The sequence below is a fragment of the Pseudomonas sp. FSL R10-1339 genome (genome assembly GCF_009600545.1).
In the GTDB taxonomy this organism is placed as follows: domain Bacteria; phylum Pseudomonadota; class Gammaproteobacteria; order Pseudomonadales; family Pseudomonadaceae; genus Aquipseudomonas; species Aquipseudomonas bubulae.
This window is the reverse complement of record NZ_WIVQ01000040.1, coordinates 23122-39225: the sequence shown is the minus strand read 5'-3', so window position 1 is coordinate 39225 and position 16104 is coordinate 23122. Positions and strand designations below refer to the sequence as shown.

The 16104-nt window shown below is 50.7% G+C and carries 17 protein-coding genes; 10 read left to right on the top strand and 7 right to left on the bottom strand.

Going from position 1 to position 16104, the window contains the following annotated elements:
- Positions 1–264 (bottom strand): DUF4880 domain-containing protein (locus tag GHO03_RS13680; RefSeq protein WP_153400048.1); only part of this gene is annotated, 264 nt, incomplete at its 3' end.
- Positions 265–428: 164 nt separating this feature from the next.
- Here GHO03_RS13680 and GHO03_RS13675 point away from each other — a divergent pair.
- Positions 429–704 (top strand): PepSY domain-containing protein, encoded by a 276-nt coding sequence (locus GHO03_RS13675; RefSeq protein ID WP_095001661.1) that lies wholly within the window; start codon positions 429–431, stop codon positions 702–704.
- 86 nt (positions 705–790) lie between these two features.
- Here GHO03_RS13675 and GHO03_RS13670 read toward each other — a convergent pair whose 3' ends face one another.
- The 3 genes from GHO03_RS13670 to GHO03_RS13660 all read right to left on the bottom strand — a co-directional run bounded on the left by GHO03_RS13670 (position 791) and on the right by GHO03_RS13660 (position 2252).
- Positions 791–1342, bottom strand: coding sequence for a GNAT family N-acetyltransferase (locus GHO03_RS13670; protein ID WP_095001660.1), 552 nt, complete (start codon positions 1340–1342; stop codon positions 791–793).
- A gap of 112 nt (positions 1343–1454) precedes the next feature.
- Positions 1455–1712, bottom strand: coding sequence for a DUF2790 domain-containing protein (locus GHO03_RS13665; RefSeq protein ID WP_095019298.1), 258 nt, complete (start codon positions 1710–1712; stop codon positions 1455–1457).
- Between the two features lie 285 nt (positions 1713–1997).
- Complete coding sequence (locus GHO03_RS13660; RefSeq protein ID WP_095001658.1) at positions 1998–2252, bottom strand: DUF2790 domain-containing protein; 255 nt, start codon at positions 2250–2252, stop codon at positions 1998–2000.
- A gap of 304 nt (positions 2253–2556) precedes the next feature.
- Here GHO03_RS13660 and zapE point away from each other — a divergent pair, with 304 nt between their 5' ends.
- Positions 2557–3675, top strand: coding sequence for a cell division protein ZapE (zapE, locus tag GHO03_RS13655; RefSeq protein WP_095020886.1), 1119 nt, complete (start codon positions 2557–2559; stop codon positions 3673–3675).
- 154 nt (positions 3676–3829) lie between these two features.
- Here zapE and dkgB read toward each other — a convergent pair whose 3' ends face one another.
- Positions 3830–4633, bottom strand: coding sequence for a 2,5-didehydrogluconate reductase DkgB (dkgB, locus tag GHO03_RS13650; RefSeq protein WP_153400046.1), 804 nt, complete (start codon positions 4631–4633; stop codon positions 3830–3832).
- A gap of 320 nt (positions 4634–4953) precedes the next feature.
- On the opposite strand from dkgB, the gene GHO03_RS13645 reads away from it, so the two are divergent.
- From GHO03_RS13645 to GHO03_RS13625, 5 genes are all read left to right on the top strand, one after another.
- Complete coding sequence (locus GHO03_RS13645; protein ID WP_095019296.1) at positions 4954–5433, top strand: sigma-70 family RNA polymerase sigma factor; 480 nt, start codon at positions 4954–4956, stop codon at positions 5431–5433.
- A gap of 347 nt (positions 5434–5780) precedes the next feature.
- A complete protein-coding gene (mgtA, locus tag GHO03_RS13640; protein ID WP_095038688.1) occupies positions 5781–8543 on the top strand; it encodes a magnesium-translocating P-type ATPase in 2763 nt (920 codons plus the stop codon).
- 392 nt (positions 8544–8935) lie between these two features.
- The gene (locus tag GHO03_RS13635) at positions 8936–9559 is read left to right on the top strand and encodes a response regulator transcription factor (RefSeq protein ID WP_095001652.1); all 624 of its coding nucleotides are present in this window, start codon (positions 8936–8938) and stop codon (positions 9557–9559) included.
- A 126-nt stretch (positions 9560–9685) separates the two neighbouring features.
- Positions 9686–11398 carry a transporter substrate-binding domain-containing protein gene (locus GHO03_RS13630; protein ID WP_372241743.1) on the top strand — a complete coding sequence of 571 codons (1713 nt, stop codon included), beginning with the start codon at positions 9686–9688 and terminating at the stop codon, positions 11396–11398.
- 105 nt (positions 11399–11503) lie between these two features.
- A complete protein-coding gene (locus GHO03_RS13625) occupies positions 11504–11743 on the top strand; it encodes a hypothetical protein (protein ID WP_153400044.1) in 240 nt (79 codons plus the stop codon).
- Between the two features lie 155 nt (positions 11744–11898).
- On the opposite strand, the gene GHO03_RS13620 is transcribed toward GHO03_RS13625, so the two are convergent.
- Both GHO03_RS13620 and GHO03_RS13615 read right to left on the bottom strand, forming a co-directional pair.
- Positions 11899–13299: a hypothetical protein gene (locus GHO03_RS13620; RefSeq protein WP_153400042.1), complete on the bottom strand. Its 1401-nt coding sequence runs from the start codon at positions 13297–13299 to the stop codon at positions 11899–11901.
- A 292-nt stretch (positions 13300–13591) separates the two neighbouring features.
- Positions 13592–13927 (bottom strand): helix-turn-helix domain-containing protein, encoded by a 336-nt coding sequence (locus GHO03_RS13615; protein WP_153400040.1) that lies wholly within the window; start codon positions 13925–13927, stop codon positions 13592–13594.
- Between the two features lie 152 nt (positions 13928–14079).
- On the opposite strand from GHO03_RS13615, the gene GHO03_RS13610 reads away from it, so the two are divergent.
- The 3 genes from GHO03_RS13610 to GHO03_RS13600 all read left to right on the top strand — a co-directional run bounded on the left by GHO03_RS13610 (position 14080) and on the right by GHO03_RS13600 (position 15978).
- On the top strand, positions 14080–14352 hold the full coding sequence (locus GHO03_RS13610) for a hypothetical protein (protein WP_153400038.1): 273 nt from the start codon (positions 14080–14082) through the stop codon (positions 14350–14352).
- A 72-nt stretch (positions 14353–14424) separates the two neighbouring features.
- Positions 14425–14637: a hypothetical protein gene (locus GHO03_RS13605; RefSeq protein WP_153400035.1), complete on the top strand. Its 213-nt coding sequence runs from the start codon at positions 14425–14427 to the stop codon at positions 14635–14637.
- A 93-nt stretch (positions 14638–14730) separates the two neighbouring features.
- Complete coding sequence (locus tag GHO03_RS13600) at positions 14731–15978, top strand: hypothetical protein (RefSeq protein ID WP_153400033.1); 1248 nt, start codon at positions 14731–14733, stop codon at positions 15976–15978.
- The last annotated feature ends 126 nt before the right edge of the window (positions 15979–16104 follow it).

Sequence of the window (16104 nt, the reverse complement as noted above, 5' to 3'; positions counted from 1 at the left end):
CTGCCAGGTGCTGCGGCGCGGTGCGGGAGGCAATGCAACCACCCGGGCTGGAGCGGGGGCCGGGCGTGTCAGGTGCGCACTGATGTCCCAGACATCCAGCATCGCTTCATATTCCAGCGCGTGGAGGGGGTTGGCATTTAGCCACACAGCGAAAGCTTCACGTTCCTGGCAGGTGCAGTCGGGCTCATGCAAACGCAGGCACCACTGAGCCGCAGCTTCGGTGATGGCCTCGTTTTCAGCGTCTGTGTGGCGTGTTTCACTCATTGATATTTCCCGGTTTTGCGCATTCTAACCCCGTGCCAGAGCTAACGAGAACATGAGCCATGTCAAAAGCATGTCATTTAGCCCTATGGCCGGGTTTTTCTCTGCTACGGTTGTTCCAGTCACATTGAGTACCAGACGCAACATCAATTAATGGAGTTAAGACAATGTTGAAGAAAACCTTTGCTGCTGTGATCACTACTGCTGCTTTGTTGGGTGCCGGTGCAGCGATGGCTCAGCCTGTTGATCCGAACTGGGCATTCTCCAAGGAGTTGGTCGAAGTTCTCAAGAACAAGAACGGCTACACCGTGATCAAGAAAATTGAAGCCCAGGACCCGGCTGCCGGTATCTGGAAGGCCGAAGGCATCAAGAAGGTCGATGGCCTGGAATACGAAATTATTTTCGATTCGACCGGTAAGGTAATTTCCGAGAAGAAAGACTGATTCCCGGTACCTGAAACGAATCGTGCACTGAGCGTTTCTACCCGGCCCTGATCGTTTGTTTTGACAGGGTCGGGTGTTTTTACGCCTCAGGTTTTCTGCCGGGCCAACCATTGTTCGCGAGTTATTCCCCACAGCTCGCATGGCAGCCTGCCGCTGACAAAGTCTTTCTCTTCCCTGCCTATCAAGCGCATTCCGCCTCGCTCGGAAATAAGTCGTGAAGCCGTATTGGGCGCCGCTTTGGGCACGTGCATGCACGCGCGGTGCAAGGTCTTGAACCAGTAGGCATCGACCACCTCGCAGGCTTCGCTCATCAACCCCTGACCCTGCCATTGCGGCGCCAGCCAGAACCCCCGGTTGTTGTCCACGGCATCCATCAGGCTGATGCTGCCAATCAGCTCATCTGGCTCTGCTAACAGGCGAATCGTCCAGTGCCACTCTTCGCTGCGGGCCATGGCTGGCAGCGCCACGTCACGCACATAGCTCAGTGCGCCATCGTCCGGGTAGGGCCATGGCACGACTGCATTCAGGTAGCGCACGACTTGCCAGTGGGCAAAGCGCCTCTGGATGGCGGGCGCGTCGCTTAGTTGCAGGGGTTGCAGTACCAGTCGCGAGGTCTGGAGGGTAGGTAGGGGCTGCATCGTGGGTGGCTCCTTGCCATTGGTTTGCGTCGAGAGTACCGCGCAATGCCATCCATAAAAAAGCCCCCGTTAAACGGGGGCTGTATGGGGATAGTTGCGCCTGGCGATAATATCAGCCGTTACTGCAACCATTGCCCATCACGCGATACTCAAGAATATGACGCTGACCCTGGTGGTCTTCGTAGGTCATTTGTGCGGGCACTACTTCACAGACGTCGGCAGCCGGTGACACGCTGATAACTTTGGCAATATCCAGGTCGGTGGCATAAGTGTAATGCTCGACCACCGGTTGTAGTTGCGTAACTTGAAGTTCGTCAGCAGCCGCCAGGGTAGAAAAGCCAATAAGTGCAAGAGCGATCAAACGTTTCATTTATAAGACCTTAAAACAATCACGAATCACTGACTTCAGTTGCCATGGTGGCGGTCGAAGTTGTTACGCCGTGGAGTAAGTGGCGTAACACGAAGTACCGTGCCCTGTTTCAGTGTTGCGTTGAGGGATGTACATAGAATACGCGCGCTGCGTATTGATTAAAGTCAAAAGATCGTCATGGAGTCTTTCCGGATCAGTAACAATCGACGCTTTTTCCGCAGCACCACGAAAAAGCCCCCTCAAAGAGGGGGCTGGGGTCGCATCCGTGCGTGCAACCATTGAACTTTAGTGGGTGCTGCAGCCGTCGCCCATCACCTGGTATTCAAGGGTGTGGCGCTGGCCTTGGGAGTCTTCATAGACCATGGTGGCCGGTACCACTTCACACACCTTGGGTATGTTGGACAGGCTGACCACCCGCGCAATATCCAGTTGGGTACCGTAGTGGTAGTGTTCTACAGTCGCAGGCTGAACAGTGGAAGTTTCACCTGCAACAGCCAATGTGGCAAAACCGGCGAGAAACAGTGCAATAAGATTTTTCATGTGATTGGCCTCTAAAGTAATCAAGATTTAAAGCTGACTGACTTCATTTGCCGATAAGGCGGGAAGAAGTTACGACACCCGGCAAGGTCGCCGGGTGCGTACGAAGTACCGGAGTTTCAAGTGCAACTGATAGTTGAGTCATGTGAGTGAGGTTACGCTGATTTGCAAAAGTAAAAATAGCTGATGGCAAAATGCTCTGTTACCACATGGGTAACAATGTGAGGGCCCTGCGTTATTTTTCAAGTGCCTGGGTCGTCTCCTGGCTGGCATACTGGCCTCTCTGGTTCAGGAGCCATTTATCGATATGAATGTCGTGTCCCCCCTTAATGCCTATCAACAAGCTGTCGAACACCAGGGCTTTGTCCACGACCCCGCCCAATGGGTTGCAGTCCAGGCCTTGCAGCGCTGCCATGAGGCCCTGCACTCGGGTGCGCAGCCGGTCAATGGCGTGTATTTGTGGGGGCCGGTGGGGCGGGGCAAAACCTGGTTGATGGATCAGTTCTATCAAAGCCTGCGGGTGCCCGCACGGCGTCAGCATTTTCATCACTTTATGCAATGGGTACATCAGCGCCTGTTTCAGCTGACCGGTACGGCGGACCCGCTCAAGACACTGGCTAAAGGCCTGGGCGCGGAAGTGAAGGTGCTGTGCTTTGACGAACTGTTCGTCAATGACATTGCCGATGCGATTATTCTTGGGCGTCTGTTTCAGGTGATGTTCGATGAAGGCGTGGTGCTGGTTTGTACCTCAAACCAGCCACCGAACGACCTTTATGGTCACGGTTTTAACCGTGATCGTTTTGCTCCCGGTATTACGGCGATTCTCAAGCATATGGAGGTGGTGGCGGTAAACGGTATTGAAGACCACCGCCTGCATCCCGGCATTGCACATCAGCGTTACTGGGTGACCGGGCCGGGCCGGCCGAGTGCCATAGAGCCGGTGTTCAGATCCTTGACCGAGGGCCAGGCGGTGTCTGACCAACCCATTGATGTGGGCCATCGCTCGCTGAACGTGGTGCAGGCCAGTGATGGGGTGCTGTGGTGCAATTTTCATGAGCTGTGCGAGCAGCCGCTGGCGGCCACTGAGTTCATGCAGATTTGTGATCGTTACAAGGTCATGTTGCTCAGCGAAGTGCCCTGCCTGAGTGCCGAGCAGCGCGAAGGCAAAATAGCCCGTGGTACGGAAGACGGGGCGGTGAAGGTCGAGGCGGGGGATCGTGAGCTGCCGCAACTGTCAAAATACGATGACAGTGTGCGGCGTTTTATTGCCCTGATCGACGAGTGCTATGACCGCAAGGTACCGGTGTGTATTGAAGCGCAGGTGCCGATGGATCATTTGTATACCCAGGGGTACCTGGAGTTTGCCTTTCGCCGCACCTTGAGCCGGCTGCAGGAAATGCAGTTGCAGCGGTTTGGCCTCCAATAACCCGTGATTGCGTGGGCCGTGTAGTCGCTGACTCGCGGAGCGAGGCTGCGAGGGGGGCTTGAAAGCAATGGGAGGGTGCCCCTTCTGAACGTGTCCAGCCGCTCGCAGCCTTCGTTCCTCGTCAGCGACTACAAGGGGCTTGAAGGATTCAAGGTCAATCCCACGCTGGCGCAACGCTCTGCGGGTTGGTCAGGCGATGGCCGCGGTCCAGGGTTGCAATCCGGGCCATATCGTCATCGCTCAGTTTCAGTGAGCAGGCCTTGAGGTTGCTCTCAAGGTTGCTGCGCCTGGTCGAAGACGGAATCACCGAATAGCCCAATTGCATGGCCCAGGCCAGGGTCACTTGTGCCGCAGTGGCGTTATTGCGGTCGGCAATGGCCATGATCACTGGATCTTTAAGCACTTCGCCGTAAGCCAGGGTCATGTACGAGGTTATATGGATGCCCTGGCTTTGTGCGAATTCCACCACTTTGCGGTTTTGCAGGTAGGGGTGCAATTCGATCTGGTTGGTCGCGATATTTTCCGCGCCCACCGCGGCAATGGCTTCTTTCATCAGGGCGATGGTGAAGTTCGAGACGCCAATCTGCCGGGTCAGGCCCTTTTCTTTGGCTTCAAGCAATGCGCCCATAAACTCGGCTACCGGCACTGCATTATCAGGGCTCGGCCAGTGAATCAGGGTCAGGTCCAGATGGTCGGTGCGCAGTTTTTTCAGGCTCTCTTCAAGGCTGGGGATCAGTTGCTCCCTGGCGAAATTACTGACCCAAATTTTGCTGGTGATAAACAGTTCGTCACGCGCCACGCCGCTTTCGGCAATGGCCTGGCCGACTTCAGCTTCACTTTCGTAAATCTGTGCGGTGTCGATGGCGCGGTAGCCCAGGTCCAGGGCATTGCTGACCGAGTCTATGACTACCTGGCCTTTAAGGCGAAATGTACCGAGGCCAAATGCTGGAACTGTCATGGATATCTCCTTGGTGGACGTAAGAATGAGGTTGAGTATCCTCGCCCTTCACCGGCGGAAAAACCGCTGGCCAAGCAAAGCACTCTTGACCACAGATCATGAATCTTCAGCTGACCCCCCCCCGACTGCCACCCCATTAGCGGTTTGCCGATTGGGATGCTGCTGAATGTTTCGCAGTTGTTTGAGGAGGTGGGGTTTAAATCTATATGAGAATTACTATAAATTACATCTACAAAAGTGCCATCATCACGCCGTTATCCCATTAGATCTGTTTCTGCGCTCATGGAGTGTTGCCGCTGCTGTTGCGGCCAGGAGTCCTGTTGGAAAACTACTATCGCGAACTGGTGGGCTTTTTGAGTGCCAGGCTGGGTAATGCCCAAGCGGCCGAAGACGTGGTGCATGACGCTTATGTGCGAGTGCTGGAGCGTTCAGGCGACGAGCCGATCGCGCAGCCACGTGCTTTTTTGTATCGCACTGCGCTTAACCTGGTGATCGACGGCCATCGCCGCAGCAGCCTGCGCCAGGCCGAACCGCTGGAAGTGCTGGATAGCGAAGAACGTTTTTACAGCCCCTCGCCTCAACTATTGATGGACCACGACCAACGCCTGGCCATGATCCAGAAAGCCCTGGCTGAGCTGCCTGCGGCGTGTCGCGAGTGTTTTCTGCTGCGCAAGATCGAAGGACTGTCGCACCCTGAAATCGCCGAACGCCTCGGGGTATCGCGCAGTGTGGTCGAGAAGCATATCGTTAACGCCATGAAGCATTGCCGAATCCGTATCAGGCAGTGGGACAACGCCTGAGTGGCGCTAAAAAATCAGATTGCATGACATTTCAGAGATGAAACTGAACTGCGCCTGAAGAACTTTCTTATATGCACACCACAAACCCCACCAGGGTTTAATCTCGAAAACGTCGCGCATAAGCAGTTGGCGTCTTGGTTGGGCTGTTCTGGCCTGATTGCCCAAGTCCACTTATCGACACAGAAACGTATGTGATTACGCCCCTCCAGTGGCAGGTCGCAGCACGTTGCATGCGCGTGCCTTTTGGCTCGCTCACGAGTTTGACCCCATGAACGAAGGCCTCAGATCAATGCCGGCTGCGCAGGTACTCTGCATGGCGTGAGCGCAGGCGGCGCAGGAGCAGCACCATGAAACTCTCCCTGAAAGAATTTTTCGCCGGCTTTTTGCGGACTCGCCATATTGGCCGGCATTTCCGGCGTCTGGTCCTGCTCGACAGCCTGACCAACACCACGGTCAACCGCGAAGTACCACCCACGCTGGCACAGATGCTGGTGGTCGCGGCCAACAGTGACAGCGCGGTACTGATCGACAACCTGGGCACCCACACCGACGGTTTGAGCGACGCCGAGGTCGATGTGCTGCGCGATCGCCACGGCCTCAATGAGATCGAACACGAGCAGCCGCTAAGCCCCTGGGTACACGCGTGGCATTGCTACAAAAACCCGTTCAACTTGCTGCTGACCTTGCTCGCCGCAGTTTCCCTGGCCACTGATGACATTCAGGCGGCGGTGGTGATCGGCACCATGGTGGTGCTGTCGACCGTGCTGCGTTTTTGGCAAGAGGCCAAGTCCAACAAAGCCGCCGATGCGCTCAAAGACATGGTGAGCAACACCGCGACGGTGATGCGTCGCGATTTCAGTGCAGACGCTTCGCCCGTGTTCGGCAAGTTTTCCGGCGCCTCACGCCAGATCAGGGGGGCGCAGCGTATCGAGCTGCCGATCAAGCAGTTGGTGCCGGGCGATCTGATCGTATTGTCTGCTGGCGACATGATCCCGGCAGATTGCCGGGTGCTCAGCGCCAAGGATTTGTTCGTCAGCCAGGCCGCGATGACGGGCGAATCCATGCCCGTGGAAAAGTTTGCGCGTCAGCTCGACAGCCAGACCAGCAACCCGCTGGAACTGGACACTATTTTGTTCATGGGCACCAACGTGGTGTCCGGGGCCGCCACTGCGGTCGTGCTGACGACCGGTAATAACACCTATTTCGGTGCTCTGGCGCAGCGCGTCGGGACCACTGAGCGCGGTGCGACCTCATTCCAGGCCGGGGTCAACAAAGTCAGCTGGTTGCTGATCCGGTTCATGTTTGTGATGGCGCCGCTGGTGCTGTTTATCAACGGCTTCACCAAGGGCGACTGGACTGAAGCCTTGCTGTTCGCACTTTCCGTTGCTGTGGGGCTGACTCCGGAAATGCTGCCAATGATTGTGACCTCGACGTTGGCCAAGGGAGCCGTCTTCTTGTCGCGTAAAAAAGTCATCGTCAAACGCCTGGATGCCATCCAGAACTTTGGTGCGATGGATGTACTGTGCACCGATAAAACGGGGACCCTGACACAGGACAAGATTTTTCTGGCCCGGCATGTGGATGTCTGGGGGCAGGAGTCTGACGACGTACTGGAAATGGCCTACCTCAACAGCTATTACCAGACCGGGTTGAAAAATCTGCTGGACGTGGCAGTACTGGAGCACGTCGAGGTCCACCGCGAATTGAACGTGGGGACGGCCTTCAGCAAGGTCGATGAAATTCCGTTCGACTTTACCCGTCGGCGCATGTCGGTGGTAGTGGTCGAGCAGGACCGGCCGCACTTGCTGATCTGTAAGGGAGCTGTCGAGGAAGTACTCTCCGTATGTAAGACAGTTCGTCATGGTGAGCAGGAAGAAATCCTTGGCGATGAACTCTTGGTGCGCATTCGCCAAGTGACTGCGGCATTCAACGAAGAGGGCTTGCGCGTTGTGGCCGTGGCTGCGCGGTCCATGGCTGATGGGCGTGACGCTTACAGCCTGAGTGATGAGCAGGAGTTGACGTTGATTGGCTATGTGGCGTTCCTCGACCCGCCCAAGGAGAGCACCGCACCGGCGCTTAAAGCCCTGGCCGAGCACGGGGTAGCGGTAAAGGTTCTGACAGGTGACAACGAGCTGGTTACGGCCAAGATCTGTCGTGAGGTGGGCCTGGAGCAGCAAGGCTTGCTGATGGGCAATGATATTGAACGGATGACGGATGCCCAACTGGCCGTGGCTGTGGAGACCACCAACGTATTTGCCAAACTGACACCCACGCACAAGGAACGCATCGTGCGTTTACTCAAGGCTAATGGCCATGTTGTGGGTTTTATGGGTGATGGCATCAACGACGCTCCGGCACTGCGCACGGCGGATATCGGCATATCGGTGGACAGTGCCGTGGATATTGCCAAGGAAGCAGCTGACATCATCCTGCTGGAGAAAAGCCTGATGGTGCTGGAGGAGGGCGTGCTGGAAGGGCGTAGAACCTTCGCCAATATGCTCAAGTACATCAAAATGACAGCCAGTTCGAACTTCGGCAATGTGTTCTCGGTGCTGGTGGCCAGTGCATTCATTCCTTTTTTGCCGATGTTGCCAATGCATTTGCTGGTTCAGAACTTGCTGTATGACGTGTCACAAATTGCCATCCCGTTCGATAACGTCGATGAGGAAATGCTGAAAAAGCCACAGCGCTGGCAGCCTGCGGATGTAGGCCGTTTCATGCTGTTTTTTGGGCCGATCAGTTCGATTTTCGACATCCTGACGTTTGGCTTGATGTGGTACGTGTTCAAGGCCAACACACCTGAACACCAGACCCTTTTCCAGTCGGGCTGGTTCGTGGTCGGGTTGCTGACTCAAACCCTGATCGTGCACATGATTCGCACGCCTAAAATCCCGTTTCTGCAGAGCCGCGCAGCGATGCCGCTGATGGTGATGACAGGGGTGATCATGGCAGTGGGCATCTTCCTGCCGATGGGGCCACTGGCGGGCTACTTCAAATTGCAGGCGCTGCCGCCGCTGTACTTTGTGTTCTTGCCCGTGATTTTACTGGCTTACATGGCGCTGACCCAGGCCGTGAAAAGCTTTTATATTCGCAGGTTTGGCTGGCAATAAGGCCTGGCCGGGGCAGTTGGCCGAAAAAACTGCAGTCTTTTGTCTTTGCGTGGTCCCTGGTCTTAAAGGGCCGGCGTGATGGATCAACAGACTGCAGTGATTTACCCACAACCATTTGGAAGATTAAGAAAATTCGCACATGACGTGTAGCTATTTCCCTTCTCGTAAATCGTATTCGATTAGTGATTATGCGCGGCGCGATTGCGAACGGGCTATGTGTGTTATGCGCGAATATTGTCGCAATGGTGGACGCTGATTGCAGGATTTATCCTATAATTTCAGTATCACTCATTCGGTTGTTTTTTTGAGAATAACCAATTGAACCTATTCAAAACGATACATTCACGCCTGACATACGCTGATGCCCGGCTTACTACTAGAGGGTTAAATGTATGAGAGTGTTGATTGCTGATGATCATCCACTTATTCGATCGGCGATGAAGTTGTTGCTGGAGAGTGATGGTCATGAAGTCGTGGCTGAAGCAGACAATGGCGCCGATGCTGTTCAATTGGCTCGCAAGCATAATGTTGACTTGATCATCCTTGATATCACCATGCCAGGCCTGGATGGTCTGGAGGTGATCAACAGAATCAGGGCTTCGGAGGTTAAAAGTCGCATTTTGGTGGTCACGTCCCAATCCCCCCTGTTTTATTCGCAGCGGAGCATGAAAGCAGGGGCGGCAGGTTTTATTACCAAAGGCCAGGATCTCACTGAGTTGATGAGAGCGGTAAAAGTAATCATGGACGGCTATACCTTTTTTCCATTTTTGGCGGCCAGCTCAGTGCGAAACAGTGATACAAGTATGAGCGACATAGAATTGATACAGAATTTGTCGGCGCGAGAATTGTACATACTGCAACAGCTTGCCCGGGGCCTGAGTAATAAGAAGATTGCTGAAGATATGATTCTTAGCAGCAAAACCATCAGTACTTACAAGGCGCGCCTGATCGAAAAGTTGAATATAAAATCGGTCGTCTACTTGGCTGAATTTGCCAAGCGCAATGATTTGATTTAATTGAACATCCTTCAATGTCTGGGGCTTGCAGGGCTGCTCCTGGTTCTTGGACAGCCCGTTGCAGCCGCTGACCCAAAAGTACAGACCTTGCAATTGATGGGGCGCTCCAATGTCGAGGCGTACAGCGTGGCACTTGAACCATCAGACAGGCAGTGGCTCAAGCAACACGGACCTTTGCGTCTGGGTATCTCCGCACCTGACTACGGTCCTTTTGAAATGACGGTAAACGGTCAGGACTTTGAAGGGTTGACGGCCGACTACGCGCAACTGCTGTCGCAGTTGCTACGCACTGACATTGTGGTCAAGCGTTACCCTTCAAGGCCGCAGGCCATAGAAGCGCTCAAGGGTGGTGAGCTGGATTTGTTGAGCAGTTCCAATGGTTTCGAAGCGCAATATCCTGAGCTGGTGTTAAGCCGTGCGTACGCAGACGATTCGCCTTCTCTTGTGACCCGCAGCAGTAACCAGGAGCGTCCGCCAGTTGATCTGGCGGGGCTGCGTGTGGCCATGCTCGATCACTACCTGCCGCCGCAGAAGGTCCAGGACTTCTACCCCAAAGCTAGCTTGCAGTTGTATCCGTCAACCCTGACGGCCATTGGCGCCGTGGCGTTTGGCCAAGCGGATGTATATCTTGGGGATTTTATTAGTGCCAGTTACCTGATTCACAAGAACTACCTGAACAATGTGCAATTGGCCGATTTCTCGCGACTGGAAGACAACCCCTTCGCCTTTGCGGTGAATCGTAAAAATCCGGGGTTACTGCGTATCGTCAATACAGCGCTGGCGGCGATCCCAGCCAGTGACCGCATGACAATTCTGCGCCGCTGGAGCTTCGACGGGCCAAAAACGTATGCCCCATGGCAGTTTACCCCTGCAGCCAGCGAGCAGCGCTGGATAGCTGAGCATCCGCGGTTAAAAGTGGCAATTTATGATGCGTTCCAGCCACTGTCCTTTTTTGATGAGCAAGGCAGGTTCAAAGGCTTGATTGCCGATCTTTTATCCAGCATCAGTACACGCACAGGGCTTAATTTCGAGGCAGTGCGTGTGTATACGCTGGCGCAGGGGATTGAACTGGTCAAGTCGGGCAAGGCAGATGTGTTGGGGGCTATCACGAGCAGTACCGCCCGAGAAAATCAACTGAGCTTTACCCGGCCCTACCTCACAACCCCTTTTGTGCTTATTTCCCGTATCGGCTCAGAGGGACCTCAAACCCTGGATGAAATGGCTGGCGGGCGTGTCGTGATGGTTCGCGGCAATGTACTGCGCGACTTTATTGCGCAGAACTATCCGCAGGTTCAGATTCAGGAAGCAGACAACCCGCCTGCGGCCCTGGCCATGGTGGCAGAGGGAAGCGCTGATGCCGCGATCAGCGTGTTGGTCAATGCGCGTTATCTGGTTTCGCGACGCTTTGACAATCAGCTGAAAATCACCAGCACCGTAGGTACTCAACCCGAGCAGATCGGTTTTGCCACTGCCGGCAATGATCAGCAGTTAAGCGCCATTCTGGACAAGGCCTTGCTCAATATCACTCCAGGAGACTTGAGTGAGCTGACCGGTCGTTGGTTCACTGACACACCAGAGGTTGAGAGCTACTGGCTGCGCAACCGTCCTGCGATTGTAAGAGGGTTTGCCATTGCCGCGGCGTTGCTATTGGTTGCCATTGTATGGATTACCTATTTGCAGAGAGTCATAGGCAGGCGCCAGCAGCTGGTGAATGAGTTGAATGCTGCCAAGCAAAGTGCCGATGCGGCAAACCGCGCAAAGACCACCTTTCTCGCAACCATGAGTCATGAGATCCGCACCCCCATGAATGCAATTAGTGGCTTTATTTGTAGAAAATAAGATCATCATGCCACGATGGACGGTTTTTAAATAGATTGGTAATTGGATGCGATATCACGCAGAGGTGCTACATTATTGTAGGAATGTCAAAATGGACTTGACGAAATGGAAAAAGATTTCTTGTACAACCCAGCAACACCCTGTCTTGTACTACGGAACGGCCAAGAGATAGGTGCTTTGGTCGCAGGAGTTCTTTATTGCTTTGAAACTGACCGACACCACACTGAAACATTCGTCGTTGTTAAGGGTGTGATTTTTGAATATGGTAAACAGATAGGTTACTTGGAAGGCAGTAAGATTGTCATAGAACACAGCAACGACGTGCTAGAAATTGTTGAAACTTAACTATAAAAAACCAAAACTGTATGTTGTATTTTTAAGGTCATACAATAAGAGCGATTGACTTTTATTGTAATTTAGGAAGAAAAAAGAAATAAGACCCGAGAGCACGAAAAAGCCATACCAGTAGTAGACCAAAAAGTGCAACTTGATGAACGAGGTCATAACCCCCCCGCTTTCTTTCGGCTGTAATAGGTTCTTCGACTGATACCTAATGCAATCCAAGGCTGGCTTGTAGCCTCTCCTGATTGGGGTTTCATACCCATATCTAAACGCTTCTGTGCCCTACGCCTTTGCTTTTCATCGGGCGATATTATCGTTTTCAGGTGCGCTTGCTCATCGCCAGTGATTGCAAAGGTATTTATCAATGTTTCATTTTTAGGTGTGTAAAGGTTCGAGAACTTGAAATGCTCGCCGTTCTGCTTCTTGATAGTTGAATAGCCTCTATTATGTCTAATAACCTTCCTTTCAAGGGTGCAGAGGTCGTCAAGCGACCATTCTGAACTATCAAAGTTTAGGCTGGCTGCGATTTTAAGTGCGTCATGTTCAAAATCAACGAAATTAGTAGCCCCGCATAAAGCCTTGAAATTCAATAGCCAAAACAAGAACAACATACGAGAGTGCTGAACATTTCCGCTCCTTAATTTAATAAGCGTCTTCAAATCATCGTAACGGTCTTTGGCGAGTTGCAAATTAGACTTAGTAATTGCTGGTCTTTGGGATGGGTCACGCTTTTTATACACACCTTCCAGCTTAGGTTTTGGAGCAACGATTTCGAGGGTTGGTTTTTTTGGCTTGGGGATTTTGATTTTCTCTGGCTCTTGGAATTTATCAAAAGCGTAGCGTAATTCATCCATCGTGTATCTAACATCATTATAAAAAATCGTTTCGCAAAGTCTGTCAGTTCGGTCTACTTTTGGATTGAGCGTGCCGGGCAGACGTAAGATACGAGTAATATCTTTTGCTCCATTGTCTGCGCCGAAATCTGCGAATAGCCTGTTTATTGCTTCTTCCACTCTCATGTATGCTGTTCCACTCAATTGATACTTTGTGCATTCAGTTAGAAAAAGCCATTTTAAGTAGTAGCCTCCACCTGAGTAATTGATGATGTTGGGATATGGGATATTGTTTACTTCGCAGTGGTCAAGAATTTCTGAAATAACCTGTTCTTTCGTGAGATGTTTCTTACTCTCGATTTTGTAAATATCTGCATCACAATAAAACATTATCGAGCATATCAAATCATCGCCTTTTCTAGACCTTCCATTAAAACGATTAGCCGTAGCTGTAATGCCTGACATGCCTTTATATTGTGATAGAACAGTTTCAAGGTCGTTAATGTTATGCCTTGTTTGTTTGGCAAATTTGGTCGTGTTCGTTGTCTTGTCGGTGTACGGAAAAATAGCCTCATCTGCTTTTATGTAAAAAAAAGCATTTTTCTTGTCGTTTTTTGGGTGATAAAGAAGCGGCTCGAAAATACTATCGTAGTCTACTGGGAGTTTGTTTGTTCTGTCATAACTATAAAGCGATGGCAGGGGGTTGAGTTTTAAAGCATTATTCATATTCTCCTCTAAATTGTTTTAATTTTTTAGGAGAAAATTTCGAGACTGGCTCTTGCTACTTCAACTTGAAATGGTATATTGAATATACAAAGCGTTGAATGTAGAAATTTGTAGGTTGGACGCCCCGGAATTTCTACTCCTTGTATTAACTTACCATTTACCCCTTAAAGTGCAAATTTTAAGGGGTTTTGTTTTTTGAGGGGGCATTGGGCAAGGTTGATACTGGTTCTGAATAGAATTGTTGCGTATTACATAAGCAAGCCCCTAATCATAATAAGGGGCTTTTTTGCTTCTACTTATTGGAAAGAATTTTCTTAGCGGCACCAACAATTTCACGTAGTGCCTCCTCATCTGCCTGATAAGCAATGTCACAAAGGTCATGCCGAAGGTTTGAACTCGTCGGAGCAGGTTGTTCCTGGCTCACGAAAAACAAGTCCAATGAGGCGTTCAGAGCAAGCGAAATTTGCTCTAAAACCTCAATGCTTGGGGCGTATTCACCTCGTTCATAACGGCTAACCGTCATCGCTTCACATCCCAAGACTTCGGCTAACTCTGCTTGTGTCCATCCTTTGGCTAGTCGTAACTCCTTGATTCGCTTGCCAAGGGCAACCGTCGCTTTCTGAGTCATGAGGAAAATTCCTTAAAATCAGATACTTACACCTATCCTTTGAGCCTAGAAGGTCATAATCTGGCTAGTCTATTGCTATTAATTAGACAATTCTCGTATAGTCACGTTTTGTCTAGTCGAGTGGTTCGGTTGGATTGGCAATGGATTACCTTATGAAACAGAGAGTTATGTCAGTGCTGTTAGGACTCGGAGTCGTAGGATTGACCGGCTGTGCAGAATTGCAGCAGCAGGCAGGGTCGCTCCTTCCACAGCAGAACCAATCCAACGCAGGAAGCGTTACCAGCACCACTGGAACGGCTCAGCAAACCGACGCAGATGAAGGCTCGTCCTTTCTTGAGGATATGGTCAAAGAAGCAAGCAACACCGCTAAAAGCCAAGTATCCAGTTCTATACGTTCAACCATACGTGGCGCATTTGGTAACTAACTTTGTCTCAGAAGTCTGCTATTTACATTCACTTGAAAAATGTAACTCTATACATATAAGAAGGTATTTATTATGAAAAGGTTTAATTGTTTTGTTTTAGTTATTAGCACCATGATTTCATTCAGCGCCTTGGCTGGTGGGAACGGTAGCGGCAATCCGAATAACGGTGGCGGTAGCGCAGTTAAAAATACTAAGCCCCCTATGTTCGTCTGGAAGGACTACAAGCTAGTCAAAAATCCTGACACGGCTACAAGCAAGGAAACACCAGTACTAGCAAAAAAGTAAAACCATAGTTTATGCAAATAGGCGAGCCATATTGAGTGGAACGCCTTTTTTCGTTTGCGTGATACAATTAAGGTATACCCAAATGTATTAAAAATGAAAATAATAATAACAGTAATCGCTTTGGCGTTCTCTCTCGCCCTGCCACAAGTTTATGCCGATGGAGGAACCGTACGAACTACATGTACTAAAATCGCAGCGTGTCCTGCTGGGCAAATAGGTTCTTTAACCTTGGAAACTACATTTCAGAACCAAGGAGGAGTGAAATGTAATAACCCAAGCATTTATTGGGGCAGTGCGAAAGTAATCTCAAATACGTGTGTAATCTCAGGGCCTGCGTACAAGAGTACCACAACAGAATACAGGACTTTGAGTTGTCCCGAAGGACAGATAGGTGCTATTCAGCAGAAAAGAACCTATGACGTTTGGACTGACGGTTCGACTAAGAATGTCTCTGGCTGGTCTGACGTATCAAAAACTTGCGTTCTCGTACCGACACAAGATACTGAGATAAAAGATGGAGTTGAAGAGGTTTCCTGCGATTCATATTATGGAGCAGTAGCCGGAAGCTACACAGGTTCTGTATATAATTATGGAGAGTATGTTTCGTCTTACAATTCAGTCTCAATGAAGACAAATACCGTATTCAATATTAAGTCCGTAGATGCAACTTCCTGCACGGCTACAATAAGCGACTTATCAATAGAGTACAAAGCTGGAATTTGTGAGCCAGGTGAAACCGGCTCTAAAAACTATTACCGCTATAAAGCCATAAACAGTAAGTCTGAGGTCACTTATCCTTATGGTGGCTGGGAGATTTTAGATAATACTTGTGCTGCGCAAGGTGCAGTGGATAATTCTACGCCGGTAGCGCCTGAGAAAGTTACAGGACTGTTAGGTAATATGCACTTCACATCATCACGATTAATGGCCGATGACTCGCTTAGCACGCACTTAAATAATTTGGCTACGGATGGCTGGACTGGTAAAGAACGCCACAAATTAACTATAAATATAGATGATTTGAGCAATGGCTCATATGATGCCAAAAAGATTAGTTTCATTATCAGCAAGTTCCAATCAGTTGTTGGGGCAGGTAATTCAGACGTTAAAATAGTTCTCCCGCGCTCGATAGATAAACTAGTAGGCAATGGCAATATCACGGCCAAAGCAAGCGCCAGCAAGTCTCTTGTGCTTAAAAGCATCAAGCTTGTTGGTACAAATGCAGTTGTTAACTACGTTGAATTAACATCAGGGAAAGCAGTTAAAGCACCAGTCGCAAAAGAAATAAAGATACAGGTATTGTCAAATGGCATTGACTTGGCGAAAATAAGCAGCGAATAAATGCTGCAATGTAAATTCATCAGAAACACTGTGTTATAAGAAAACCACCTTCGGGTGGTTTTTTGTGCTCCTTGTTTTGCCTCCGTCATATATGCCTATATTCGGCTTTGGTCATATATCACTAAG